General features: G+C 68.0%; 23 protein-coding genes, 3 pseudogenes and 1 riboswitch. Of the genes and pseudogenes, 12 read left to right on the top strand and 14 right to left on the bottom strand.

Translation table 11 applies throughout. From position 1 onward, the window contains the following. Window positions 1-31: 31 nt before the first annotated feature. Window positions 32-1,129, bottom strand: a complete 1,098-nt coding sequence (locus GOHSU_RS02245) for an MBL fold metallo-hydrolase (protein WP_005936148.1) — start codon at window positions 1,127-1,129, stop codon at window positions 32-34. 187 nt (window positions 1,130-1,316) lie between these two features. Between GOHSU_RS02245 and GOHSU_RS02240 the strand changes: the two genes are divergently transcribed. Both GOHSU_RS02240 and GOHSU_RS02235 read left to right on the top strand, forming a co-directional pair. After that, window positions 1,317-1,598, top strand: a complete 282-nt coding sequence (locus GOHSU_RS02240) for a type II toxin-antitoxin system RelE/ParE family toxin (RefSeq protein ID WP_005936145.1) — start codon at window positions 1,317-1,319, stop codon at window positions 1,596-1,598. A 34-nt stretch (window positions 1,599-1,632) separates the two neighbouring features. After that, complete coding sequence (locus GOHSU_RS02235; RefSeq protein ID WP_245551668.1) at window positions 1,633-1,887, top strand: HigA family addiction module antitoxin; 255 nt, start codon at window positions 1,633-1,635, stop codon at window positions 1,885-1,887. A 639-nt stretch (window positions 1,888-2,526) separates the two neighbouring features. Here the strand turns inward: GOHSU_RS02235 and GOHSU_RS02225 are convergent. Next, window positions 2,527-2,772, bottom strand: a pseudogene (locus tag GOHSU_RS02225) (transposase); the annotation flags it as partial. Between the two features lie 26 nt (window positions 2,773-2,798). Between GOHSU_RS02225 and GOHSU_RS16450 the strand changes: the two are divergent. The 4 genes and pseudogenes from GOHSU_RS16450 to GOHSU_RS02210 form a co-directional block, all read left to right on the top strand. Further along, window positions 2,799-3,113, top strand: a pseudogene (locus tag GOHSU_RS16450) (transposase); the annotation flags it as partial. Beyond that, window positions 3,046-4,344, top strand: a complete 1,299-nt coding sequence (locus tag GOHSU_RS02220) for an asparaginase domain-containing protein (RefSeq protein WP_081597694.1) — start codon at window positions 3,046-3,048, stop codon at window positions 4,342-4,344. The pseudogene GOHSU_RS16450 and the gene GOHSU_RS02220, both read left to right, overlap by 68 nt. 127 nt (window positions 4,345-4,471) lie before the next feature. Beyond that, window positions 4,472-4,912 (top strand): YtoQ family protein, encoded by a 441-nt coding sequence (locus GOHSU_RS02215; RefSeq protein WP_005936131.1) that lies wholly within the window; start codon window positions 4,472-4,474, stop codon window positions 4,910-4,912. Between the two features lie 5 nt (window positions 4,913-4,917). Beyond that, entirely contained in the window at window positions 4,918-5,289 is a 372-nt protein-coding gene (locus GOHSU_RS02210) for a carboxymuconolactone decarboxylase family protein (protein WP_005936128.1), read from the top strand. A 25-nt stretch (window positions 5,290-5,314) separates the two neighbouring features. On the opposite strand, the gene arfB is transcribed toward GOHSU_RS02210, so the two are convergent. From arfB to GOHSU_RS02195, 3 genes are read right to left on the bottom strand one after another with little or no spacing between them, the layout of a single operon-like run. After that, window positions 5,315-5,758 carry an alternative ribosome rescue aminoacyl-tRNA hydrolase ArfB gene (gene arfB, locus GOHSU_RS02205; protein WP_005936125.1) on the bottom strand — a complete coding sequence of 148 codons (444 nt, stop codon included), beginning with the start codon at window positions 5,756-5,758 and terminating at the stop codon, window positions 5,315-5,317. A gap of 35 nt (window positions 5,759-5,793) precedes the next feature. After that, window positions 5,794-5,967, bottom strand: a complete 174-nt coding sequence (locus GOHSU_RS16975) for a hypothetical protein (protein WP_005936122.1) — start codon at window positions 5,965-5,967, stop codon at window positions 5,794-5,796. A 17-nt stretch (window positions 5,968-5,984) separates the two neighbouring features. Beyond that, complete coding sequence (locus tag GOHSU_RS02195; RefSeq protein ID WP_005936118.1) at window positions 5,985-7,445, bottom strand: NAD(P)/FAD-dependent oxidoreductase; 1,461 nt, start codon at window positions 7,443-7,445, stop codon at window positions 5,985-5,987. Window positions 7,446-7,889: 444 nt separating this feature from the next. On the opposite strand from GOHSU_RS02195, the gene GOHSU_RS02190 reads away from it, so the two are divergent. Beyond that, the gene (locus GOHSU_RS02190; RefSeq protein ID WP_005936115.1) at window positions 7,890-8,909 is read left to right on the top strand and encodes a pseudouridine synthase; all 1,020 of its coding nucleotides are present in this window, start codon (window positions 7,890-7,892) and stop codon (window positions 8,907-8,909) included. Here GOHSU_RS02190 and GOHSU_RS02185 read toward each other — a convergent pair. Both GOHSU_RS02185 and GOHSU_RS02180 read right to left on the bottom strand, forming a co-directional pair. After that, window positions 8,857-10,128, bottom strand: a complete 1,272-nt coding sequence (locus GOHSU_RS02185) for a multidrug effflux MFS transporter (RefSeq protein ID WP_005936112.1) — start codon at window positions 10,126-10,128, stop codon at window positions 8,857-8,859. The two genes, GOHSU_RS02190 and GOHSU_RS02185, sit on opposite strands and share 53 nt — an antisense overlap. 55 nt (window positions 10,129-10,183) lie before the next feature. Beyond that, window positions 10,184-10,777: a nucleosidase gene (locus GOHSU_RS02180; protein WP_005936109.1), complete on the bottom strand. Its 594-nt coding sequence runs from the start codon at window positions 10,775-10,777 to the stop codon at window positions 10,184-10,186. A 170-nt stretch (window positions 10,778-10,947) separates the two neighbouring features. Between GOHSU_RS02180 and GOHSU_RS02175 the strand changes: the two genes are divergently transcribed. Continuing rightward, window positions 10,948-11,871 (top strand): glycoside hydrolase family protein, encoded by a 924-nt coding sequence (locus tag GOHSU_RS02175; protein WP_051139512.1) that lies wholly within the window; start codon window positions 10,948-10,950, stop codon window positions 11,869-11,871. Between the two features lie 109 nt (window positions 11,872-11,980). On the opposite strand, the gene GOHSU_RS02170 is transcribed toward GOHSU_RS02175, so the two are convergent. Next, window positions 11,981-13,108 carry a phosphatase PAP2 family protein gene (locus tag GOHSU_RS02170; RefSeq protein WP_005936101.1) on the bottom strand — a complete coding sequence of 376 codons (1,128 nt, stop codon included), beginning with the start codon at window positions 13,106-13,108 and terminating at the stop codon, window positions 11,981-11,983. Window positions 13,109-13,387: 279 nt separating this feature from the next. On the opposite strand from GOHSU_RS02170, the gene GOHSU_RS02165 reads away from it, so the two are divergent. After that, entirely contained in the window at window positions 13,388-15,622 is a 2,235-nt protein-coding gene (locus GOHSU_RS02165) for an NADP-dependent isocitrate dehydrogenase (RefSeq protein ID WP_005936098.1), read from the top strand. 219 nt (window positions 15,623-15,841) lie between these two features. Here GOHSU_RS02165 and GOHSU_RS02160 read toward each other — a convergent pair whose 3' ends face one another. After that, window positions 15,842-16,282 (bottom strand): hypothetical protein, encoded by a 441-nt coding sequence (locus GOHSU_RS02160; RefSeq protein ID WP_005936094.1) that lies wholly within the window; start codon window positions 16,280-16,282, stop codon window positions 15,842-15,844. A gap of 22 nt (window positions 16,283-16,304) precedes the next feature. Continuing rightward, entirely contained in the window at window positions 16,305-16,700 is a 396-nt protein-coding gene (locus tag GOHSU_RS02155; RefSeq protein ID WP_005936091.1) for a YbaN family protein, read from the bottom strand. Between the two features lie 150 nt (window positions 16,701-16,850). Here GOHSU_RS02155 and GOHSU_RS02150 point away from each other — a divergent pair, with 150 nt between their 5' ends. Both GOHSU_RS02150 and GOHSU_RS02145 read left to right on the top strand, forming a co-directional pair. Continuing rightward, entirely contained in the window at window positions 16,851-17,642 is a 792-nt protein-coding gene (locus GOHSU_RS02150) for an enoyl-CoA hydratase (RefSeq protein ID WP_005936088.1), read from the top strand. A 33-nt stretch (window positions 17,643-17,675) separates the two neighbouring features. Next, complete coding sequence (locus tag GOHSU_RS02145; protein WP_024332723.1) at window positions 17,676-18,140, top strand: peroxiredoxin; 465 nt, start codon at window positions 17,676-17,678, stop codon at window positions 18,138-18,140. Window positions 18,141-18,167: 27 nt separating this feature from the next. On the opposite strand, the pseudogene GOHSU_RS16445 reads toward GOHSU_RS02145, so the two are convergent. Continuing rightward, a pseudogene (locus tag GOHSU_RS16445) lies at window positions 18,168-18,919 on the bottom strand (hypothetical protein). A gap of 12 nt (window positions 18,920-18,931) precedes the next feature. Next, the gene (locus GOHSU_RS02140; protein WP_005936079.1) at window positions 18,932-19,315 is read right to left on the bottom strand and encodes an Rv0313 family protein; all 384 of its coding nucleotides are present in this window, start codon (window positions 19,313-19,315) and stop codon (window positions 18,932-18,934) included. Window positions 19,316-19,397: 82 nt separating this feature from the next. After that, window positions 19,398-19,463: riboswitch (guanidine-III (ykkC-III) riboswitch) on the top strand. 14 nt (window positions 19,464-19,477) lie between these two features. On the opposite strand from GOHSU_RS02140, the gene GOHSU_RS02135 reads away from it, so the two are divergent. Further along, window positions 19,478-19,792 (top strand): DMT family transporter, encoded by a 315-nt coding sequence (locus GOHSU_RS02135; RefSeq protein WP_005936076.1) that lies wholly within the window; start codon window positions 19,478-19,480, stop codon window positions 19,790-19,792. Here GOHSU_RS02135 and GOHSU_RS02130 read toward each other — a convergent pair. Further along, window positions 19,789-19,998, bottom strand: coding sequence for a CsbD family protein (locus GOHSU_RS02130; protein WP_005936072.1), 210 nt, complete (start codon window positions 19,996-19,998; stop codon window positions 19,789-19,791). The two genes, GOHSU_RS02135 and GOHSU_RS02130, sit on opposite strands and share 4 nt — an antisense overlap. Window positions 19,999-20,111: 113 nt before the next feature. Continuing rightward, the gene (locus GOHSU_RS02125; RefSeq protein ID WP_005936069.1) at window positions 20,112-22,487 is read right to left on the bottom strand and encodes an acetyl-CoA acetyltransferase; all 2,376 of its coding nucleotides are present in this window, start codon (window positions 22,485-22,487) and stop codon (window positions 20,112-20,114) included. Window positions 22,488-23,259: the final 772 nt, after the last annotated feature.

The raw sequence follows: 23,259 nt of genomic DNA, 5'->3' as shown, positions 1-23,259 counted from the left end.
TCCATTCGGGGCTGTTGATCGGGGACGCGGTCTAGGCGGTATGGCTGATGGCACCGTGGGTGAAGGTCGGGGTGGTGCCGGGGTTGGTCCACGCGCCGGTCAGCTCACTCGACGGGAAGAACTGGAGGAACCGCGAGTCCTTCTGGCTGCGGTCGGCGATCGTCTTCTCGAGGATGATCGAGTTGTACTGGTCGGCGGTCGTCTCGATGGTGTTGGCGTTGAGGACGATCTCCTGTTGCCAGTCGCGACTCCAGCGAGCCAATCCGGGGAGCTTGGAGTGCTCGGGCTTGAGCGCTTCGGCGGCGATGACGTTCTCGCTGCTGACCCAGATGCCGGTGGAGGTGTTCACGACCAGGCTTTGATTGCCGAAGACGTGACCGGGTGTCTTCACCGCGGCGACGCCGGGGCCGAGGATCACTGACCCGTCGATAGGCAGGAACGCCTCGGGCGGGACGTCGCGGAAGGTGTCAGGCTGGTACCAGGGCTTCTGCAGAGGGTGAAGATCGGCCATGCCGGCGAGTTCGTCGCGCTGGACGATCACCTTGGCATTGGGGAACGCGGCCTCAGGATGCTCGTTGAGGTCGGCCTGGTAGGACGACGTGCCGATCCACCGGCGGAGGTCCTGCGTGTGAAGGTGGTCGAACATCAGGTAGTCGACCTCGTTCGGCGCGATCCCTAGGGCGGTCAGGTGGCCGAGGACGGTGCCATGGGGGCGCACCATGCGGTTCTCGATCACGTCGGGGGTGCGAGCAGACAGCGTGTCGAAGTACGGCGTGTACCGGCCCAGCTCGTGATCGCTGGGCTCGAAGAGGAGTACGCGCTTGCGGCCGTCGGACTCGGTCCAGCGGATCACGATCATTCGGTTGGTGATCGACAGGAACGGAGCAATGGCCCGGGACGCGCGGAAGAGTCCGAACCGCGTGGGGTAGGGCAGCGTGATCAGGTCGCAGGTATCGATCCTGTCCGGTGTGCCCGATGCAGCGAACTCCTGCCGGAAGGCACGTCCCTGCAAACGGACCGTAGCGAGCTTCGCGCCTGGCCCGCCCTCGACTTCAGTCAGATCGGTCAAGCTCTCAACGCGGTCGCCAACCGTCGGCAAGTCGGCGACATCGGTCAGTGGGAATCCCATCGCAACTCCTCGATTAAATCCACGCCGTGGGTTATCGGTACGTGACCGACGCTATACCCACGGCGTGGATTTGTCGAGACTCTGCCTGTGCGGACCGGCGGCTTCGCGGGATTCGTCGTGCGGGAGTTATGTCGAGTTCCGATTTAACGTATAGCGTTATTGACGCTTCGCGTTATATGCTGGTCTCGTGATCAGATCGTTCGGTAGCAAGGAGACCGAACGGCTGTGGCGTCGCGAGCGCGTGCGGTCGATCGATCCAAGGGCCCATCGGGTCGCACTGCGCAAGCTTCGTCAGGTGGGATCCGCGGAGTCCATCGAGGACCTCCGCATCCCTCCCGGAAACCGGCTCGAAGCGCTCAAGGGTGATCGGGCCGGGCAGCACAGCATCCGGATCAACGACCAGTGGCGGATCTGTTTCGTGTGGACGGACGCCGGACCGGAGGAGGTGGAGATCGTTGACTATCACTGACAAGATCGCCCCGATCCACCCGGGAGAGGTCCTCATGGAGGACTTCATCGAGGGCTTCGGGATCACTCAGAACAAACTCGCGGTGTCGATCGGCGTGCCGCCGCGTCGGATCAACGAGATCGTGCACGGCAAGCGGGGGATCACTGCAGACACCGCGTTGCGCCTTGCGAAGTACTTCGGTACGTCGGCCGAGTTCTGGATCAACCTGCAGAGCCACTACGAGCTCGACCGAGCCGAAGACCTCGCGGGTGAACAGATCGCAGCGATCACTCCGCTGAAGATCGCGTGATATCCGAAGTCTCGGGCGTTTGTCGCGCATACTCTGCGCGGTCCGCTGAGTACGTCGCGGCGCTCGGTAGTATCGAGGTGATGTCCCCGGTGGACAGCGAGCGCATCGCTACCTGGGCTGGAAGTCTTGAAGGGCGTGTCCTCGGTATTCGATGATCCACACCGCGCCTGACCGCATGCAGACGCTCCTGGCGGAGTCCGCTCGATGTCTGGCGCCCCGGGGTTCGTTGTTTGTTGGCTTCTTCGCGGGCTCCCGTGTCGAGCTCTTCGGCCAGGCTGTCACCACCGCATACTTCTGGCCTGTTGATGAGATGGCGAGCGAGCTCGAGCGCGCGGGGTTCCAGGTCGTGGGTACGCACACCCGAGGAGATCCGGGAAGTCGCCGCCACGCGGACATCACGGCCGTGCTGAGATGTCACCCGTGACGTTGCTTCTGGTGGAGTAGCGCTTCGACGTGACGTCATGGCAGATGGTCATACGTGCTGGAATTCGGTGGAGTTCAGGTTCAATGTCTGGGTGGGTACCGAAGTAAACGAGCCGATGGGTGAGCCGAAGTGGCCCGAGTACGATAGCCCCCCTTGGGGTGGTGGACTTCGGATCAGCTTTGAGTCAGTGATCAACGAGTGAGTCGTTGTTGACGTTATTCGGTTGTGGTGCCGGCGGCTGCAACGAGGGCCGCTGCTTCGGCGTGTTCCTTCTGTTTGATCACCGCCCGCAGCTCGTTCATGGAGGTCTCTGACAGGTAGCGGCGGCCGACTTGCCATTCGTCGTGCTGCTCGATCACGACCGCGGTCGCTAGCCGCAGGAACGCCGCGTCGTTGGGGAAGATCTCCACGACGTCAGCGCGTCGTTGGAGGGCGTGTTTGATTGTCTGTGTAAGCCGTTCTGAAAGGACGCGCAACACTGATTACTATGACCGAAGAGACGAACGCTTCGCCGGCGTCGGGCAACGAGCTCGTCGCCCAGCTTCAGGCCAGCGATGCGCTGGATGAGTTGTTCGCCAAGATCGACTCCGGAGAGGTCGCTATCACCGGCTCCGATGGGCTGCTGCCGGCACTTTTGAAGACTTCGCTGGAACGGGGCCTGCAGGCCGAGATGTCAGGGCACCTGGGCTACGAGAAGGGTGAACACGGGCCGGTCAAGCGCCCCAACGCGCGTAATGGCACGACGTCGAAGACGATCGAGTCCGAGGTGGGGTCGTTCACCATCGACGTGCCACGAGACCGGCAAGTACGGCAACGCGACGGTCGCTCTGGACAAGCCCGTCATCATCACGGGTTCTCAAGTTCCGCTGTTCGATCAGGAAACTCCGGATTCGCCGTTGACGCTGCGGTACAACACCGATGCGTTCCAGAACGTGTGCGCTGCCGTCGCGGCCGCACATGCGGAGATCCCGGAGGTGGGCGTCGCCTTCCGCGGCCACATCTTCCGCGGGCCCCGGGTCATCAAGTCCAACGCCAGCGAGGACAACGCTTTCTCGTTGCCGAACTTTGCTTCGCTGGCACAGGTGGGAATCAACTTCGAACTCGACACCCCGGTGGTGTTGCCCGGGCCGGTCAGCGACGATGTGGCGCTGAGCAATCCCGCCGTCCGGACTCGCGCACAGGAGCGCCTGTCCCACATTGCCGACCACATCGGCGGCACCCCCGTCGTGCCCCTTCCCGCGTTTCCGGCTCCGTTCGCAGCGAGCGGCTCGACGGCCTTCATCGCCGAGATCGTCGATGCCCTCGTGTCGGCGGGTGCCAAGGGCATCGTCCTGGAGTCTTGCGGCGAGGGGAACTTCCCCTCCGGGGCCCCGGACAGCCCCGAGGACGGTGCTGTCGCGCGGGCACTGAGGGCGGCGACGCAGGCGGGGGTCGCGGTCGTCGCCGCGACTCAGGTGCAAGCGGGAACCGTGAATGCCTCTGCGTACGCCTCGGGCGCGTGGCTGCCCTGGGCGGGCGCGATCGGCATCGGTGACATGACGGCGATCGCGGCGTTCACGAAGACCATGGTCCTGCTGGCCGAGCAGGGATGGGGCGGCAACGAGTGGGACGCCGGTACCGTCCGGTCCCTGATCGGACAGAGCCTTGTTGGTGAGTGCGCAGTCACCGACAGGGTCGGTGAGCTTGGGCGAACACGCTTGCTGCCGGGCGAATCGTTGAAAGCACTGGACGGTTCGGCGACACTGACAAACCATCCCGCGCGGGGACCGGTGCTGTCCGGGGCGGACGGGAAGGCCTTGTGGGAGGCATTGGCTCAGGCGCCGGCGAGTCTGCCCGGAACCCTGGTCGCTGACGGAGGCTCTCTCCGGCTGATCAGCCGCGACGGCACGACCTTGTGGGAGGCCGCTCCGGGCACATCCGTTGCCGGTCTGGCGCTGCGCGGCTCCCTCGTCGACGGCACCTTCGAACTGGTCGCGACAGCGCCTGGCGGGGGTGTCGCGAAGACGGTGTTCACCGCAGCGTCTCAGTCCTAGCGGACCTTCCCGCTCGGGCGGGCTGCGGTTCGATCGGTGATCGGCTCGTGTCCGCCGGGTCACTAGGATGGTGTCGAAACAGAACGCGCAGACCGAATCTGCCACCCCGAGTGCAAGGGATTCAGTGATGAGTTTTTCTGTCTACCTGTCCGGTGAGATCCACACCGATTGGCGTGAGGAGATCGCGCGCGGCGCACAGGCCGCAGGACTGGACGTGGTCTTCACCGCCCCGGTGACCGATCATCCCGCCAGCGACGCCGCCGGCGACCACCTGGCCGAGACCGGCAGCGGGTTCTGGCGGGACCACCAGTCCGCCAAGGTCAACGCCATCCGCACGCGCACCCTGATTGAGCAAGCCGATCTGGTGGTGGTGCGCTTCGGTGACAAGTACAAGCAGTGGAACGCCGCCTTCGACGCCGGCTACTGCGCCGCCCTGGGCAAGCCGTATGTGACGCTGCACGACGACGACATCGTCCATCCGCTCAAGGAGGTCGACGCCCAGGCCCAGGCCTGGTGCACCACCACCGACCAGGTCGTGGAAATCCTGCGCTACGTCCTCAAGGGGTGACTCCGATGGACCTGAGCATGGACAAGGGCGAGGAGTTCATCGCCCAGACACAGTCTCCGGAAGGGGCTGCGGCCTGGAAACGCCAACTCGACGAGTTCGCTCCCGGCGCCTCGGACTGGGTGGTCGGCGCGGTGTTCGGCGGCACCTATCAGCGGGAAGGGCTCGAGCTGGCCGACCGGCAGATGCTCAACATGGCGGCGCTGGCGGCGATGGGCGGTACCGAACCGCAATTGACCGGCCATATCAAGACCGCCGTCGAGGTCGCCGGGATGACCAAGGAACAGGTCGCCGAATGCTTTGTGCACCTGATGCCCTACATCGGGGTGCCCAAGACGCTGGCTGCGATGCGCTGCATGAAGGCCGCGTTCGACGACTGACCACTCGGCGGCTGACCTCGTGGCGCTAATCGTCGTCGCCGGGCCTGCGCCGGTCTCTCTTGACGGCGCTGCGCCGGACCTTGGCCTCGCGCCGTCGCCGCCGGGAACCGGCCGTCGGACGCGTCGGCCGCCGGCGTACCGCCGGGGCGAGGGCCTCTCGCAGCAACTCGGCCAGGCGCCGCCGCGCCGCCGACCGGTTGCGCCGCTGCGCACGCTCCTCCGACGCAGTGATCGTCAGGACGGTGCCGTCGAGCCGGGCGGCCAAGTTCGTCAGCACGCGGCGGCGCTGCGTCTCGTCGAGCGCTGTCGTCGCGGCCAGATCGATGCTGAGTTGCACCCGGGAATCGGTGGTGTTGACGCCCTGCCCGCCGGGGCCGGAGGACCGCGAGAACTGCTCGACCAGCTCGGCCGCCGGAATGCGCAGACCGCGCGGCGCGCCGGGACCCGGTGGGATGAGCAGATCGTCCATGGAGTCCATTGTCCCCAGTGGAGGGTTCCGGTCGGTCAGTGCCCGGAGAGGACCACCTTCATGATGCGCGCGCTGAACTGCGCGGCCTTGAAGAGCTGCGTCGGAATCGCCTGCCGTTTGCGCAGTGTCTTCGCGGTGGGCAGCGGGGCGCGTGCGATACGCGCGGCGACCTCGACCGAGGCCGCATCCGTGGGATCGGGGACAGTCATCGCGATCTCCTTTCGTGTCATTCGGGGATCAGGTACCAGAACGGCCGGTGACGGGCCTTCCACAGGAACAGGTAGTGCAGCAGCAGCTTGACCCAGTGCCCGGCCAGTCCGATCTCACCGGTGGTGGCCGGGCTGCGACCGGTCTCTGGGTAGGTGCTGAAGTCCGGGACGATCGGATGCATCAGCATGGAGGCCGCCGATCCGCCCTTGAGTCCGACGCCGGTGGAAGCCACGCAGGCCGCGCCCATCCGGGCCATCGAGGCGTGCCGTTCGACGGCCTTCTCCGGATGGAGGATCCGGTCGGCGATCGTGAGCGCCACCTCCCTGCCCATCACCCCCGAGGGCATACCCGTGCGCGGGGGAGCCGGGGCGATGACCGTGCCGTTCGGGGTCACGTGTCCGGTGGAGATCGCGTGCGGCGGCGCGAAGGCGATGCCGACGGCCCAGATGTTGTCGTACGACGGCGACTGGTAAGTCTCGGGCCAGTCCTGCGGCGACCACTGGCCCGGATCGGTGACGCCGTAGCGGGCGTCGACCTTCATCATCCCGTTGGGTGCGAACAGCTCGTCGTTCAGATCCCGGCCGCCCGCGCCGATCGCCTGCAGCGGCACCCCGGTGAACGGGGGCAGCAGCATGGCGAAGTCGAACTCCAGCTCGTGCATGGTGCCGTCGAGGCTCTCGTAGACCACGCGGCCGGGCTCGACGCGCTGTACACCGGCGCCGACGATCGCCTCGACCTGTCGTTCCCGGAACAGCGACTCGGTCCACATTCGCGAATCGGTGAGGAAGCCGCGTTCGGAGAAGGTCATGCCGCCGACGCCGAAGTCGCCCAGCTCCGCCTCGTTCGTCAGATACACCAGCTGGGCCTGGCTGCGGACGCCGGCTTTGCGGAGCTCGTGATCGACGTTGTAGACGTACTCGAACGCCGCGCCCTCGCAGGTGCACTGTCCGTGCCCCATCCCGACCACCAGGGTGGCGCGGCGGCCGGTGACCCGCATCTCCTCGATCAGCGTGCGCAGCGCGCCGGCCGCCTCCTCGGCGTGTTCGCGGGTGCACACCGACAGCGAGTGGCCGCCGTCGGGCCCCAGTCCCGGGGTCTTGTCGAAGGTCAGCTGCGGACCGGTCGCGTTGATCAGATAGTCGTATTCGACCTGGCCGAGCTCTCCCTCGTGGCCGGGATCGGTGCGCTCGAATATGACGAAGGGTCTGCCCGTGCCGTCGCCCTCGGGATGGATCTGCGTGGCGCGTCCCTGGTGGAAGGTGACCTTCATCTTCCGGTACACCGGAGCCAGATCGAAGACCACCTTGCGGCCGGGCATCGCGCCGGTGCCCACCCAGATGTTGGACGGAATCCAGTTCCACTCGCTGTTGGGCGAGATCATCACGACCTGGTGGCCGGTGCGTTTGAGCTTGCGGGACAGATGCTGCGCGGCCGCGTGGCCGCTGACGCCGGCTCCGAGGATGACCGTTGTCGCCATGAGGACTCCTTGACTACGGGACCCGGGGTGAATCACTCGACCAAAATACCCCGTGGGGTATGTCCGACTATATACCTACAGGGGTATTGATGGAAGGGTTCTTCTATCTGGTCGGGTGGCCCGGGTCGGACGAACTCGGTGCTGCAGGCGCTGAGTCTCCGGATCGGAGACCCGTCAGGTGGCCGTCGAGGTCTCCGCGGGCAGAAACGTCACGCACAACCGTCACGGGTGTGCACAGGTGTCACTGATCGGTGAATTCGGCGACAGCTACCCACATCCGTGACGGTTGTGCGTGACGGTTGTGTCAGGTGCCGGTTCAGCGGTGCCCGGCCACGGGGGCCGGAGCTGGAGGCCGGCGGTGAGAGAATGCATCCACTCACCGCTGTCAGGAGTCGCCGCCGTCAGGAGGGAAGCCGTGCCGTCTTACGATCCGCCGGGCCGCCGATGAGCCCGCCGCTGCCGGTGCGGGACGGCGTCGGGCCCACCCGGCTGCGCGTGCCGCTGTCCGGTCCGTGGCCGACGATCGCGCAGTTCGTCGTGGAGCGATTCGCGCACCTGGATCCGCAGGACCTGTATCGCCGAGTCGACGATGGTGAGATCGTCGGCGACGACGGTCGGCTGATCGATCGCTCGACGCCGCTGGGGGAGCACCGCTGTGTCTGGTACTACCGCGAACTGCCCGCGGAGGAGCCGATCCCGGTGACCGAGGAGATCCTCTACCGGGACGACGATCTGGTGGTCGTCGACAAGCCGCACTTTCTGTCCACCACCCCGGGCGGACGGTATCTGCGTGAATCGGCTCTGGTCCGCTTGCGGATTCGGCTGGACAACCCAGACCTGACGCCGATCCACCGCCTGGACCGCGCCACGGCCGGACTGGTGATGTTCTCGGCCCGGCCCCAGACGCGCGGGGCCTACCAGTCCTTGTTCGCTCAGCGCCGGGTCGACAAGGTGTATCAGGCGGTCTCCGCCGAGCCGGCCGACTGGAATCGGCAGTCACCCGAACTGGCCGGTCGGCCGGTGCCCGTGGTCTACCGCAACCGGATCGAGTCTCGCCGCGGCCAGTTGCGGGCGATCGTCGACGGCCCGAACGCGCGCGAGGCGGAGACGACGATCGACGTGCTCGCCTCGGGCACTGCGGCATCGGGGCGCCGCGTGGTGCAGACACGGCTGCATCCGCACACCGGACGTATGCACCAGTTGCGGGTGCATCTGGCGGCGGTCGGCGCCCCCATCCTCGGCGACCGCCTGTACCCCACATTGCTGCCGGAGGCGCCCGACGACTACGAACTCCCGCTGCAACTGTTGGCATGCGAGCTGGCCTTCGCCGACCCGCTCACGGGCGCGCCGCACCGCTTCGTCACTCGGCGCAGCCTGAGTGAGGCGCCGCTCCCGGAGACCGGACAGCGGCTCAGTCCGGGAGCGGAACCGCGATCTCCCGGGCACTGCCGCCGCCGGGCCTGAGGTCGCTGCGGCGGGCCAGCGCGAAGGCCCCAGCGGCGATGGCCATCGTGGAGAGCATCACCGCGGCCAGTGGACCGGCGGTGTCCTCGCCGTTGATGCTGACCAGTGGGGAGACGAGTGCGGCCAGTCCGAACTGCAACGCGCCCAGCAACGCCGACGCCCCACCGGCATGCGCGTCGACCGCCGACATCGCCAGGGCCGTGGCATTGCCGAAGATCAGTCCCAGGCCGCCGAGGACGACCAGTAACGGCAGTGCCAGGGTCCACGCCGGCGCGGCGACGAACACCAGGACGGCAAAGGCCGCTGTTGCGGTACCGACTATCCCCAGCCCGATGCCGACCAGATGCTCGACCGCGTGCGAGGAGACCAGCCGGGCGGCCAGGGCACTGACCGCGGTCAGCGCCAGCGCGTTGGCGCCGAACGCCAGACCGTAGCCGCTGCTGCTGAGGCCGATCATGTCCTGATAGACGAAGGGCGAAGCGGCGATGTAGGCCATCATCGTGGCGAAGGCGAATCCGAACGTTCCGCTGTAGCCGAGAAACGTCACATTGCCCAGGGTGCGCCAGACCGAATCAGACTGCGGCCGGCCGACGCGAGCGCCGCGGGCCTCCGGTGGGTGGGTCTCGCGGATCACGCCGATCACCGTGATCAGCATGAGGACAGAGATCGCCAGCACCACGGCCAGCAATCCGCGCCAGCCGAGGGGGTCGACGAGGAAGCCGCCGACCGTCGGTGCGATGACCGGGGCGATACCGCCGACGATCATCATGAGGCTGAAGGCTCGGGCAGCGCCCTTGCCGGAGGCCAGGTCGGCGATGATCGCCCGGCCGATCACCATGCCTGCCGCGCCGCCGAGGCCCTGTGCGAAACGTGCGGCCACCAGGATCGTGATGTTCGGGGCGAACACGGCTACCGCTCCGGCGCCGACGCAGAGCACGGCACCGGCCAGCAACGGCGGCACCCGGCCGAAGCGGTCTGATAACGGCCCGAAGACCAGTTGCCCGAGCATCACGCCGAGCAGGAAGGCCGTCAGGGTCAGCTGTACCGCCGTGGCGGAGGTGTCCAGCTCGGTGGTCATCTCCGGGAAGGCCGGGAGATAGAGGTCGATGGCGAACGGGGCGACCGCCGACAGCAGCGCCAGTGCCAGCAGCAGCGGAGCCGTGATCTCCCGGGCCGGAGGGCCTGCCGCGGGCTGGGCGGCAGAGGCAGAGGTGTTCACCCCGTCATGTACTCACAACGCGGCGCCCGTGTCGAACCGGACCTGGCCGTTGCCGCTAACGCGGGCCCGGTTCGCGGCCGAAGTCTGTCGCGGTGAGCCAGTCACGCAGGTCGCGGGCGGCTGCGTCGATCGCACTGGGCCAATCCATCGCCGCATCGTCGGCGTTGTCGCTGACCACCTTCACCAACCGGATGGGCAGCTGGAATTCGGTGCAGACGTGCACCAGGGCGGCGCCTTCCATATCGACCAGATCTGCCCGCCGGGACAGTCGCTCACGAGCGGCAGGATCGCTGACGAAGGTGTCGCCGGTGGCCAGCACCGAACCGTCGCCGGCCGGGATGTCCCAGCTGTCGGGGGTGGGGTAGCCGAGCGCGGCCAGGGCGGTCGCCGATAGATCGTGTTCGACGGCCCGCGAGGGGACGTACAGGCCCGCGTGATGGTCGTGCAGCGCTCCGGCGGTGCCGATGTTCACCACGCGCCGGTAGCGACCGGGCATCGCCGCCAGGTGGCGGGTCAGCGCGGTCGCCGACCGGACCTTTCCCAGACCGGCGATCAGCAGCTGTGTCCCGTCGGGGACGTGAGCGGCCTCCGCGCGGGTGGCCGAGACGACGAGAACGTCCCCGGGCGGACGATACGGCCTGGTGGTCATGCAGCAACCCTAGTGCCGGGTGCGGTGGCCGAGTAGCCGGGGACCGCGGGTTGGTCACGGTTTCGACGCGGTTTGCCGCCACCTATTCCGCTGTGTCAGGTGATTCTGTTGATACTGGTGGGGTGAAACGGGGTCATCGAGGCAGAGTGGTTCTGGTCGCCGTGGTGGCGATGCTGGTCGGCGGGGCAGTGTCCCGGCCGGCCGTCGCCGCCGCTGACGCTCCGGCCGAGTGGCGGTACACGATGGTGGCGTTCAGCAATGCCAGCGCGCGCGATATGGACGTCTACGAGTCCAGCGACGGCACGGTGTTCCGACTGCTCAAACGCGCGGCGTATCGGCCGCCGGCCGGCTACGTCCGCGACGCCAGCCTCCTCAGGCACACCGACGGCCAGTACTACGTCACCTACACCACCGCCGACGGTGCGAACATCGGCTTCGCCCGCAGCACCGACCGTCTCACCTGGGAGTTCCTCGGTAATCACCCCACACCGCTGTGCTGCGCACTGCTGCCCGGCACCGGTGACGGCACGGGACCGGTGAACCCGCTGGGCATCACCGGGTCTGCGGGGTGGCAGGACGGGCCGTCGCTCTCGCCGTTCACCACCAAAGCCTGGGCGCCCGAGTTCGTCGTCGACGGAGGCAGAACCCACCTCATCATGTCTATGTCGACCGGTGGCGGTTTCGTTCCCTACCTGCTGACGGCGCGGGACTCGTCGCTGCGGAACTGGAGCGTGCCGATCCCGCTGCAGGGGCTGGGCGCCGACCGCATCGACACCACGGTGGTCAAAGTCGGCGCCACCTATCACGCCTTCGTCAAGAACGAGACCAAGAAAGTACTCGAACACGCGACCGCTCCGGCGCTGCGTGGACCGTACACGTTCGTCGAACCGGGGCCCTGGGGAGAGTTGGTGGAAGGTCCTTCCGTGACTGCGCTGCCCAACGGCCACTGGCGCCTGTACTTCGACGCCTACAAGAGCGGTAAGTACCTCTACTCCGACAGCGCCGACGGAATGAAGACCTGGTCTGAACCCCAGGAGCTACCGGGCGTTTCCGGTACGGTGCGGCACTTCAGCGTGTTGCGTGAACCGTCCTGACAGGGGGTCGTCGTTCCACCGTGACCGTCGACGGCACCGGGCCCCGGCGCCGGGGGCGCCGGCGGGGTCCCCGGCCGGGTCGGCGAACGCGTCTGTACCCGCTGGAGGATCAGGGGATCGCCGCATAGGCGGCGGCCAGATCGATGCGGACCCAGCCGCCGTCGGGCCCGGACTGGTCCAGCGGGTAACCGGCGGGCAGCGCCGTGCGACGCAGGATGTCCAGCCGCTGCGCATCGGTCAGCTGCGGAAAGCGTGTGCGCAGCAGTGCAGCGGCCGAGGCGGGGATGGTGCTGCGCATCGACGGGAAGATCCGGTCGAATCCGTAGGTCATATCCGCACGATGGGCCCGCACGGCCTCGTCGGCTGAGCCGACGGTGGGATCGGCTGCGATGGCCTTGGCGACCGGCGTGCCCAGCGCCGCCGACAGTTCCCGGCGCAGCTGCGCCCCGGCTTGGGTCAGCAGCGGCGAGAAACCGGGGTCGGCCAGGCGTGCGGCCGCGAGGTCCTGCCCGAAGATCCGTCCACCCATCACATCGAGGGGATAGTGCACACCGAGCACTACCCGGCTGCGGCCGATATCGCCGGCGCGAGCGATGATCTGCGGACCGAGCTCGGGAAGCCACGAGGCGAGCAGGGCGCCCTGCCAGTAGCCCATCGCGGTGTGACCGGAGGGGTAGGAGCCGCTGCCCGCGACATCGGTGTAGGCGGTTCCGCCGGGACGGTCGTAGCGTGTGATCCGGCCGGGTGCGACCTCGAACGGCCGCGGGTTGTCGAAGTATTCCTTCTCCAGCAGCGTGGTGCCCATCGGCAGCATGGCCCGGGCGGTGTATCCGGAGACCAGAGCCGCGACCTTGGGGAGCTTGCCCGCCGCGAGCAGCGTGCGGAACTCGCCGCCGACGGTGTCGCCGAGGGCGTACGACAGCGAGATGATCCGGTCGTCGTAGTTGATTGCGATCGCATCGCGGCGCTGAGCCGGGTCCGCCGACCGGTTGATCTCGACGGTGGTGTTCAGGTTCTGTGCGATCACCTGCGGATGCCGGTCCCGCAGAACGGTGAATCCGTTCAATACCGGAATGTAGCTGCCGCCGGGCGGGAGATCGGATTCGAACGGACCGATCAGTTGGCCGGGCGTGAAACCGGCGGGGGCCGGTGCCGCGGAGACGAGTGCCGGAACGGTCGGGGCGAGGAGAGCCAGGGCGCTGAGGAGGCTGACGACGAGCAGCCGGATGCGGGTCACGACAGACAGCTTCGCGCCCCGTCGGCTGGGGCGCAAATGCTTGCCTCCCGTCCATCGCCCGGCCATTTTCCGGTCGCCCCGGCGTCGCCCTACCAGAGCAACGATCCGGCTGCGTACTACTGCAAGCAATGCAGGTCAACGATGTGGCGTGGTGTGGGTCACCTCGCATTCTGCGGGCCGGTACCCACAAACGTGTTTCTGAGGCCAGAATGGAGGTCAGTGAGACAACGGAGTTCCACAAGAACGCGATCCGCACGAGCTGAAAAGAGTCGATACCCTATGACCTCCGAAAACCAGACGATGATCTACACGCTGACCGATGAGGCACCGCGACTGGCGACGGAGGCATTCCTTCCGGTCGTGCGCACCTTCGTCGCGGCCGCCGGAATCGACGTCGAGACGAGTGATATCTCCGTCGCCGCCCGCATTCTGGCCGCTTTCCCCGACCGGCTCACCGAGGAACAGCGCGTCCCGGACAACCTCGCCGAACTCGGTCGCCTGACGCAGTTCCCCGAGACCAACATCATCAAGCTGCCCAACATCAGTGCCTCGGTGCCGCAGCTGAACACCGCCATCGCCGAACTCCAGGCCAAGGGCTACGACCTCCCCGACTACCCGGAGGATCCCAAGACCCCCGAAGAGCAGGAGATCCACGATCGCTACCAGACCTGCCTGGGCAGCGCGGTCAACCCCGTTCTGCGCGAAGGCAACTCCGACCGTCGGGCACCCAAGGCGGTCAAGGAGTACGCCCGCGCCAATCCGCACAGCATGGGCAAGTGGTCGATGGCCTCACGCAGCCACGTCGCCCATATGACCCACGGCGACTTCTACGCCGGTGAGAAGTCGATGATCCTGGACCATGCCTGCGATGCGCGTATGGAGGTGGTGACCCCCGACGGTGAGGTCCACCTGCTCAAGACGGTTCCGCTGGACGCCGGCGACGTGATCGACAGCATGTACATGAGCAAGAAGGCGCTGCTGGAGTTCTACGAGGAGCAGCTCAACGACGCCCGCGACACCGGTGTCATGTTCTCGCTGCACGTGAAGGCCACCATGATGAAGGTGAGTCACCCGATCGTCTTCGGTCACGCGGTCAAGGTGTTCTACAAGGACGCCTTCGCCAAGCACGGGGAACTCTTCGAGGAACTGGGCGTCAACGTCAACAACGGCATGGTCGACCTGTACGAGAAGATCGACACCCTGCCGGCGTCGAAGAAGGAAGAGGTCATCGAGGATCTGCACCGCTGCCACGAGCAGCGGCCGGAGCTGGCGATGGTCGACTCGGCCCGCGGCATCTCCAACTTCCACTCGCCCAGCGATGTGATCGTCGACGCCTCCATGCCGGCGATGATCCGAATCGGCGGCAAGATGTACGGCGCCGACGGCCGCAAGAAGGACACCAAGGCCGTCATGCCCGAGTCCACCTTCGCCCGGATCTACCAGGAGATCATCAACTTCTGTAAGACCAACGGCGCCTTCGACCCGACCACGATGGGCACCGTGCCCAATGTCGGACTGATGGCGCAGAAGGCCGAAGAGTACGGCTCGCACGACAAGACCTTCGAGGTCCCCTACGACGGTGTGGCCAACATCGTCGACTCCACCACCGGAGAGGTGCTGCTGAGCCAGGATGTCGAAGCCGGCGATATCTGGCGCATGTGCATCGTCAAGGATGCCCCGATCCAGGACTGGGTGAAGCTGGCCGTGGAGCGCGCCCGGGCCTCCGGGATGCCGGCGGTCTTCTGGCTCGACCCGTACCGCCCGCACGAGAACAACCTGATCACGCTGGTGAACAAGTACCTGGCCGACCACGACACCGAGGGTCTGGACATCCAGATCATGTCGCAGGTCCGGGCCATGCGGTACACCCTCGAACGTGCGATGCGCGGGCTGGACACCATCTCGGTGACCGGCAACATCCTGCGCGACTACCTGACGGACCTGTTCCCGATCCTGGAACTGGGCACCAGCGCCAAGATGCTGTCGATCGTGCCCCTGATGGCCGGCGGTGGACTGTACGAGACCGGCGCCGGCGGCAGTGCTCCCAAGCACGTCAAACAGCTGGTGGAGGAGAACCACCTGCGGTGGGACTCCCTGGGGGAGTTCCTTGCCCTGGCCGCTAGCCTGGACGACGTCGGTCGCAAGAACGACAATCCCAAGGCGACGGTGCTCGCCGAGACCCTCGACGAGGCCACCGGCAAGCTGCTGGAGAATCGGAAGTCGCCCTCGCGCAATACCGGCGAGCTGGACAACCGCGGCAGCCAGTTCTGGCTGGCCCTGTACTGGGCGGAGGCACTGGCCGCGCAGACCGAGGACGCGGAACTGGCCGCGCACTTTGCTCCGCTCGCCGAGAAGCTCGCCGCCGACAAGGACACGATCCTCGAGGAGCTGTCGGTGGTCCAGGGCAAGTCCGTGGATCTGGGCGGCTACTACAAGCCGGACACCCAGAAGCTGCACGATGCGATGTGTCCGAGCCGGACGCTGAACGCAGATCTGGCGTCGATGACGTCCTGACCGGATCGAACATCCCGAGTCGGATGGACGACGCGATCTGACGGGAACACTGAGGGCGGCCACCGGGACTATCTCCCGGTGGCCGCCCTCGTGGTCTGTCACCGGTCGATCGGTCGGCGTTGCCGGGTGCTGATTCCGGGTAGCCCGCGCCGAACGCCGCTCCGTCGCCCAGGAACGAGTTCGGGGTGCCGAGCACCCCAAGTCAGGGTGCCGGGAGCGTCAGAAACACTGGGTGTAGTGCTGGCGAACCACCATGCGCCCCAGGTCGGTGCGGCCGGTCGACTTGGTCACCGCGCGCTTGGACTGGCCGATGCGTTCACCGCGCACACCCCAGCGATACCAGGTGCCGTCGGGGCGCAGTCCGTGCTGGCACGGCATGTTCTCCACCCGGACCACGGCGCGGTATCCCTTGTGTGCCTGGACGTTCCGGAATTCGGTGCAGCCGTTGCCGGCGGTGTTCTGGGTGCGGCCGAAGATATCCCACCAGTCGTCGCTGCGCAGGTTGAGCGGGCCGTGGTACGGCTTGCCGGCCAGCACTGCGCATACCCGGACCGAGGGGTTGGGGGCAGCCTCGGCGGTGCCGGTACCCAGGGTGGCGCCGAAGCCGGCGGTCAGAACGGCGATGGTGGCGCCGACGGCAGCCAGTCCCTTGATCGCCATGCGGGTGAATCTACCCGGCCACTCATTCGGGGTCGGACGATGGCCGGTCGGGCTCGGGTCGCAGCCAGATCCAGGTGCACACCACGGCCATGATGGCCGTGGCGCCGACCGCCACCCAGATGATCGGGGCAAGAAGAAACAGCAGGGCCGCCGCGAAGGTCATCGTCCCGGCGGCCAGCCATTTGGCCTGCCGGGAGATCGCGCCGCTGCGCTGCCAGTCGGTGATCATCGGGCCGATCCGCGGGTCCGACAGCAGCCGGGCGTGCAGCCGCTGCGAACCGCGTGCGGCCGCATAGGCCGACAGCAGGAGGAAGGGCACTGTCGGCAGCAGCGGCAGCACGATTCCGATCAGGCCCAGCCCCAGCGACAGGTACGCGACCAACCACCACAGCCAGCGGAATCGTGTTCTGGTGGGCACAACCCCGAGTGTAGGCATGCCGCGGCCCGGGGCCGCCGGGACGCGGCGGCGGCGGAATCTCGAGCCGGACCGGTCCCGTGAGAGCGGTCCGGCGGGGGGTGTTCCGGGCATCCGGCTGCGGACCGGGGCCGGGCGCGACACCATGGGGATATGCCCGAGACGACTGCCGCCGTGACCGCCCGTATCGAGGAGCCGATCGGCACCGTGACCCTCGCCGAACCGCGCCGGCGCAATCCGCTGTCGGAGCAGACCATGCGTGAGGCGACCCGTCTGCTGCGCGAGCTCAGCGCCGACGAGCGGGTCCGGGTGATCGTGATCGACGCCGAAGGGCCGGCCTTCTCCGCCGGACACGATCTGGCCGAGGTGCACGGTGCCACCCGCGAACGCCAGGACCAGATCTTTCAGGCGTGCGCGGAGTTGATGAGCGTGATCCACCAGATCGGGCAGCCGGTGATCGCGCAGGTCCAGGGTATGGCGCTGGCGGCGGGCTGCCAGTTGGTGGCCACCTGCGATCTCGCGGTGGCCGCCGACGACGCCCGGTTCAGTACACCCGGCGTCCGGATCGGGCTGTTCTGTTCCACCCCGATGGTGCCGCTGACCCGTGCGATCGGCCGTAAACGCGCCATGGAGATGCTGCTCACCGGCGAGATGATCGATGCCGCCACCGCCGTGGACTGGGGCCTGATCAACCGGGCCGTCCCGGCCGGGGAATTGGCCGGGACCGTGCACGAGCTGGCCACCCGCATCGCCGACGCCAGCAGCCACACCCTGGCGATCGGCAAACGCGCCTTCTACGAGCAGATCGACGTCACCGAACCGGAGGCCTACCGGCTGATGACGCAGACGATGGCGGCCAATGCCGTCTCCTGCGATGCGCAGGAGGGGATCGGCGCATTCCTGGACAAGCGCACCCCGGTGTGGACACACGGCCGGGACCGGTGAGCACACAAGCCTGTGGTGCGGCACACTGAAGGTATGAGAATCGGTGATCAGGCCCCCGACTTCGCACTGCCCGACCAGACCGGAGCCGTCCGCACCCTGTCGGAACTGCTGAACGACGGCCCCGTGGTGCTCTTCTTCTATCCGGCGGCGTTCACCCCCGGCTGTACTAAGGAGGCCTGCCACTTCCGGGATCTGGCCGCCGAGTTCGCCGCCGCCGGCGTGCAGCGCATCGGGATCAGCCGGGACGACGTGGCCAAGCAGGGCCGCTGGACCGAGGAACACGGCCTGGATTATCCGTTGCTGGCCGATGTCGACGGGGCGGTGTCTCAGCGCTACGGCGTCTCCCGCAGCGGCCTGCTCAAACTCGCAGGTCTGCCCATCAAACGCACCACCTTCGCCATCACTGCCGACGGCCGGGTCGCCGGCATCATCTCGTCGGAGGTCAACATGACCGTGCATGCCGACAAGGCGCTGGCTGCGCTGGCCGCGATGGCCTGAGCCGGATCGGGGCGATGCGGTCGGTGCTCAGCCCTGGGCGCCGGTGGCCGGCGGGGTGGGGGTGCCGCCGATGAAATCGTCCCATCGGGTGCGCACCGCACCCCAGCGCTGGTCGAAGTGCTCCTCGCGGCGCGCGGCGGCGGCGACTTCGCCGTCGCCGTAGAACCAGCGCGCCCAGGGGGGGCGGGCCGGGCCAGTCGCACCGCACCGACCCAGGCCACCGGTGCCAGGAACAGTCCGATCAGCATCGTCGCCGACTTGCCTTTGAGGGCGGTGACCGCGAGCAGCCCGAAGTGCACCACCAGGGCGGCGGCGACGGCCCAGCGGGTGGTGATCACCCGATCGCTCAGCTCGGGAACGCGGGCGGGTGAGAAGCCCACCACCGCCAGCCCGATGCAGGCGCCGGCCAGGGTCACCATATTTACCGACAGCTGTCCCTCCTGCGTCCAGTAGACGTTCTGCAGTCGGAAGATCATCGCGAACTCGTCCAGCACCAGAGACGAGCCGACACCGACCAGAGTCGCCGCGACATACGGCCAGACCGAATGAGTCGGTGCCCCCACCGCGGTGAAGGCCCCGATGATGAGCAGGATCAGTCCCGGCGTCGAGTGATGCAGGTGCACCCCGCCGGCGGAGACGTTGGTGAACGGACCCTTACCGGCCCGGATCAGCCGGGTGATGGTGCGGGTGATCAGAAAGGTCACCACGAAGGCGCAGAACGCCAGCAGCAGCGGCCCCTTACCGCCGTCGACGATGTTCAGCTGCCACCAGTGGGGCACCCCGGTCCCCGCTCACTCGCCGTCGAGCGCGGTCACGGCGATGCCGTAGGGCAGGAAACGGACGCGTCGGTCGGCTTCGGTGTTGTGCTGGTTGGCGCGCAGCGCCGCCAGCTCGGTGGGAAACACCTGGTCCACCCGCGGCCCGCCCGCGGTGGTGGTGATCACCGCCCAGACGCCGCTGGTGGCGTCGGCAGAGACCTCGCGCTCGGCCGGCCGGTCCTCGCGGTCCGGGCGCGCCTTGGCGCGGGCGGTGGCGTCGGTGAACGTCGACCAGGCGGCCTGTCCGGCCTGTCCGGCCAGGAATCGCCCGACCAGATCCTTGAGGCCGTCGCCCACCTCGCGGGTGAAGCGGTCGAAGTCCTCGTCGTCGGGCCCGAACGGATCGCTCTGAGCCATGATGTGACCTCCTGGGGTGCGGGCGGCAGATGTCGTCGAGACCACGCTACCGATCCCGGCGCGCGACCGATAGGATCGTCAGCGTGCGCCGGGCATCCCGGCACCCGGACGAGCCCGCCGTACCCGGTCCGCGACAAGACGGTGGTTCGAAAGGGATCCATCATGTCGTGGCTTGTGCTGCTGGTCTCCGGTGCCTTCGAAGCCGTCTGGGCGACGGCCCTGGGCCGCTCCCACGGTCTGACCCGGTTGGGACCGACCCTGATCTTCTTCGGCGCCCTGGTGATCTCGATGGGCGGACTGGCCTATGCGATGCGGGAGCTGCCGACCGGTACCTCGTACGCGGTCTGGGTGGCCGTCGGCGCCATCGGCACCGTCGCCTATGCGATGGCCACCGGAGCCGAGACCGTCTCGACGGTCAAGATCTTGTGCGTCGCGGCGATCATCGCCGGGGTCATCGGTCTGAAACTGGCCGGTTAACGTCCGGTAAGCTTGTCCTTCAGCGCATCGACGCCGCCCTTGACCTTGTCGGCGGCGTCGGTCACAATCTCGTTGGCCTCGGCGAGCACCTGCTCCTGCTCGCCCTTCTCCTTGAGTTCCTCGTCTCCGGTGAGGGCGCCCGCGGCTTCGGTCGCCCGGCCCTTGAGGTCTTCGGCCTTGTTCTTCGCCTTGTCGGTGAAACTCATGGTGCTTCTCCTGGTGGTGTTCGGCTCGACCGTCGCCGGCCGGGGCCGCGCGGGTCGCGGCAACCTCGACGGTACCGAGGGGACACCGGGCGGCGCAGCCGGTCCGCGCAGTCTCAGCGGCCGGTCCAGCGGGGTGCGCGTTTCTGCACGAAAGCCAGGATTCCCTCGCGGGTGTCCGAGCTGACCAGCACCCGGTCGAGTACCGACAGACTCTCGCGCACCGCGGTCACGGTATCCGGCTGACCGTCGGACTCGGCCATCACCGCGATCGATTCGCGCACCGAGGTGGGGGACGCGGCCAGGATCTCGGCGGCCACCTCGCGGGCCAGGGCCAGCACATCGCCGGGTTCGGCGACCCGGGAGACCAACCCGTGCGCCAGTGCCTCGGGCGCCGTCAACCGCCGGCCGGTCAGGATCATGTCCCGGGCCAGGGCCTCGGGGACCGCCCGGGGAAGCCGCACCAGCCCGCCGGCGGCGGCGACCAGCCCGACCTTCACCTCCGGCAGCCCGAAGGTCGCCGCCGGATCGGCCACGATCAGATGGCAGGCCAGGGCCACCTCCAGGCCGCCGCCGAGGGCGTAGCCGTTCACTGCGGCGATGATCGGCTTGGGCTTGTCGCGCCGGCTGGTCAGCCCGCCGAAACCGTTCGCCGGAGTGGCCAGCGCGCCGGTACCGGCGCTGGCGGCCAGGTCGTTACCGGAGGAGAAGGCCTTGTCGCCGGCACCGGTGAGGATCGCCACCCACAACTCCGGATCGGCGAAGTAGGCGTCGAAGATCTCGTCGAGTTCGTCGTTTGTCTTGGGGCTCAACGCGTTCCGCGACTGCGGGCGGTTGATGACGATCTCCAGAACGCGGCCCTCGCGGCGCACCAGGACGTCCTCGTAGGAGTCGCGGAAACCGACCGGACGGCGCGGATGGAGCCGGTCCATGGTCGCCTCGTCGACGGTGACGTGGTTGCGGTCGGGTGCCGAGCGCACCCACACGCCGGTGCCGACCGGGTCGTCTTCGCCGGCCAACCGGGTGAACAGCGCCTCATCGCGCGGATCGACGGCACCGACGAAGCGCGAGCCGTCGGCCATCCGTCCGATCACCAGTCCGGTGCGCGAATCCCGGTCCGGATCGGTGACGGTGAAGGTCTCGATAGTGGCGGGACCGTCGGGGAAACGGCACAGGGGCACCCGCGGGCGGGCATCGAGGCCTGCCTGCAGGGCCGGTGAGGTGGACGGTCGCCAGGGCACCGGTTCGGTCGAGTAGATGCCGACCGACAGTTTGCTCAGCATGCCGCCGTTGGCGGTGACCAGACCGTGTGAGCCGGGGGTGCGGCGCACGCGCTGCACGATCTCGGCGATCCCGTGCATCGAGTAGTTGTTCCCGGGGCCGCCGAAGTAGGGCAGCCCGCCGGTGGCGGTCAGGCCGCGCGGGTCGTCGGCGGCCAGCCCGAAGGCATCAGCGATCACCGAGACGGCCACCGGAAAACAGCTGTACAGGTCGAAGGCGTCGATCTGGTCGATGGTCAGGCCGGCCATCTCCAGGGCTTCGCGCACGGCGGCAGGCTGAGCGGGGGCCTGCGACAGGTCCGGCCGGGCCAGCAGCGGCTGTTCGACGGTGTCGGCGTGCCCGTGCAGATACACCCATCGGCTGCGGTCGATACCGGCGGCAGCGGCCGCGTCCTCCGACATCAGCAACACCGCCGCGGCCTGGTTGACCTGATCGCGAGCCACCAGCCGCCGCGGATACGGGTCGGCGATCATCCGGTTGCTCGACGAGACCTCGATGAGTTCGTCGGCGGTGTACGCGCGCGGGGCGGCCGCATGCGGATTGGCGGCGGCCACCGTCGTCATCGGGGCGAACAGCTCGCCCATCTGCCGGACGTAGTCGCTGCGCGAGAGGCCCGACCGGTGCCGGCGGGCATTCTCCAGCAGTGCGTACTGGGTGGGCGGGGCGATGATGCCGTGTTTGACCTCTTCCACCGATACCATCCCGGCGATCTGGTAGCCGCGGTCCTCCAGCTGTCCGCCGACCTGTTCGCTGAAATCGGGCTTGTCGCCGTCGGAGCGGGCGGCCTGGCGCACCGTCGACATCGCCTCGGCGCCGACCAGCAGCACCGCGCCGGCGCGGCCGGCGGCGATCTCGGCGGCGAACTCGGTCACCAGATGTTGCGGGCTCTGACCGCCGGTGACCTCTTCGACGGCTCGCGCCGGATCCATACCGGTGCGGGCGGCCACGGCCCGGGGGAAGTTGTCGGGCCGGCCGAACGGCGAATGGGCGGCGGGGCTGGACTTCTCGAACGAGCGCACCGCGGCGATCACCTCGACCGCTGCGACCACGGCCGCCGGATCGGCGCCGGTGTCGGCTAGGGTCTGGCGTACCGCGGCGGCGGCCAGGTCGGCCTCGCCCAGGGCGGCATAGTCGGGATCGTCGATCCGTTCGGAGGCCTGGCCGACCCCCACGATCACCGGAACGGACTGTGTGACGGTGCCCTCGGGCATGGTGCGAGCTCCCTCGTACGGTGGATATCGCGACCCTACCGTGGCGGTCGCCGCGAACTGCGAGGAGTCGTCATGTCAGCGCTGACCCCGGCCGATGCCGATATGTTCTGGCATTCCCGGCATCGGGTCAGCGACCAGTTCGGCCTGTATTGCTTTGCGGCCCAAGCAGATAGCGATCCCGAGATGATCGCGCGGGAGCTGGCCGCCCGGATGCGGGGCCTCGACGACTTCGCCGTTCGGGTGGCGCCGGCGCCGGGTGATCTGGCCTATCCACGCTGGTGCCGCACCGAGCCGGATCTTGCACCCGAACCGGTCCGCTGCCATCGCGGCCCGGCGACCTGGGAACAGTGTCTGCAGTCGGTGGCCGGACTGCTCACCGACGGACTGGATCCGACGACGGCGACCACGCGGGTACATCTGTTCGGCCCGCTCACCGGCGCTCCGCACACGAGCGGTCGGGTGTGGGTGGTGGTACTGCAGGTCTCCCATGCACTGGCCGACGGGCGCGGGGTGGCCGACCTGGCCCGGTTCCTGTTCGGCGGTGACCGGCCACCGGGTCGGCCCGTGCGCCCCGGGCGTCGGCCCGGGCCGGTGCGGACCGTCGCCGGAATGCTGGCCACCCCGCTGCGTCTGGCTGCGGCGCTGGGACTGGGACTGTGGGCGTGGTACCGGCAGCCAGCCGATCCGGTCGGGAGCGGTCGGCGGCCGACGGGACCGGCGGCGGCCACTGCCCTCAACGCGGCCCCCGGCGCCGACCGGCGAATCGACGTAC

The sequence above is a fragment of the Gordonia hirsuta DSM 44140 = NBRC 16056 genome (genome assembly GCF_000333015.1).
GTDB lineage: Bacteria > Actinomycetota > Actinomycetes > Mycobacteriales > Mycobacteriaceae > Gordonia > Gordonia hirsuta.
The sequence above is the reverse complement of the archived record's forward strand: the minus strand, read 5'-3'. Positions and strand labels throughout refer to the sequence as shown.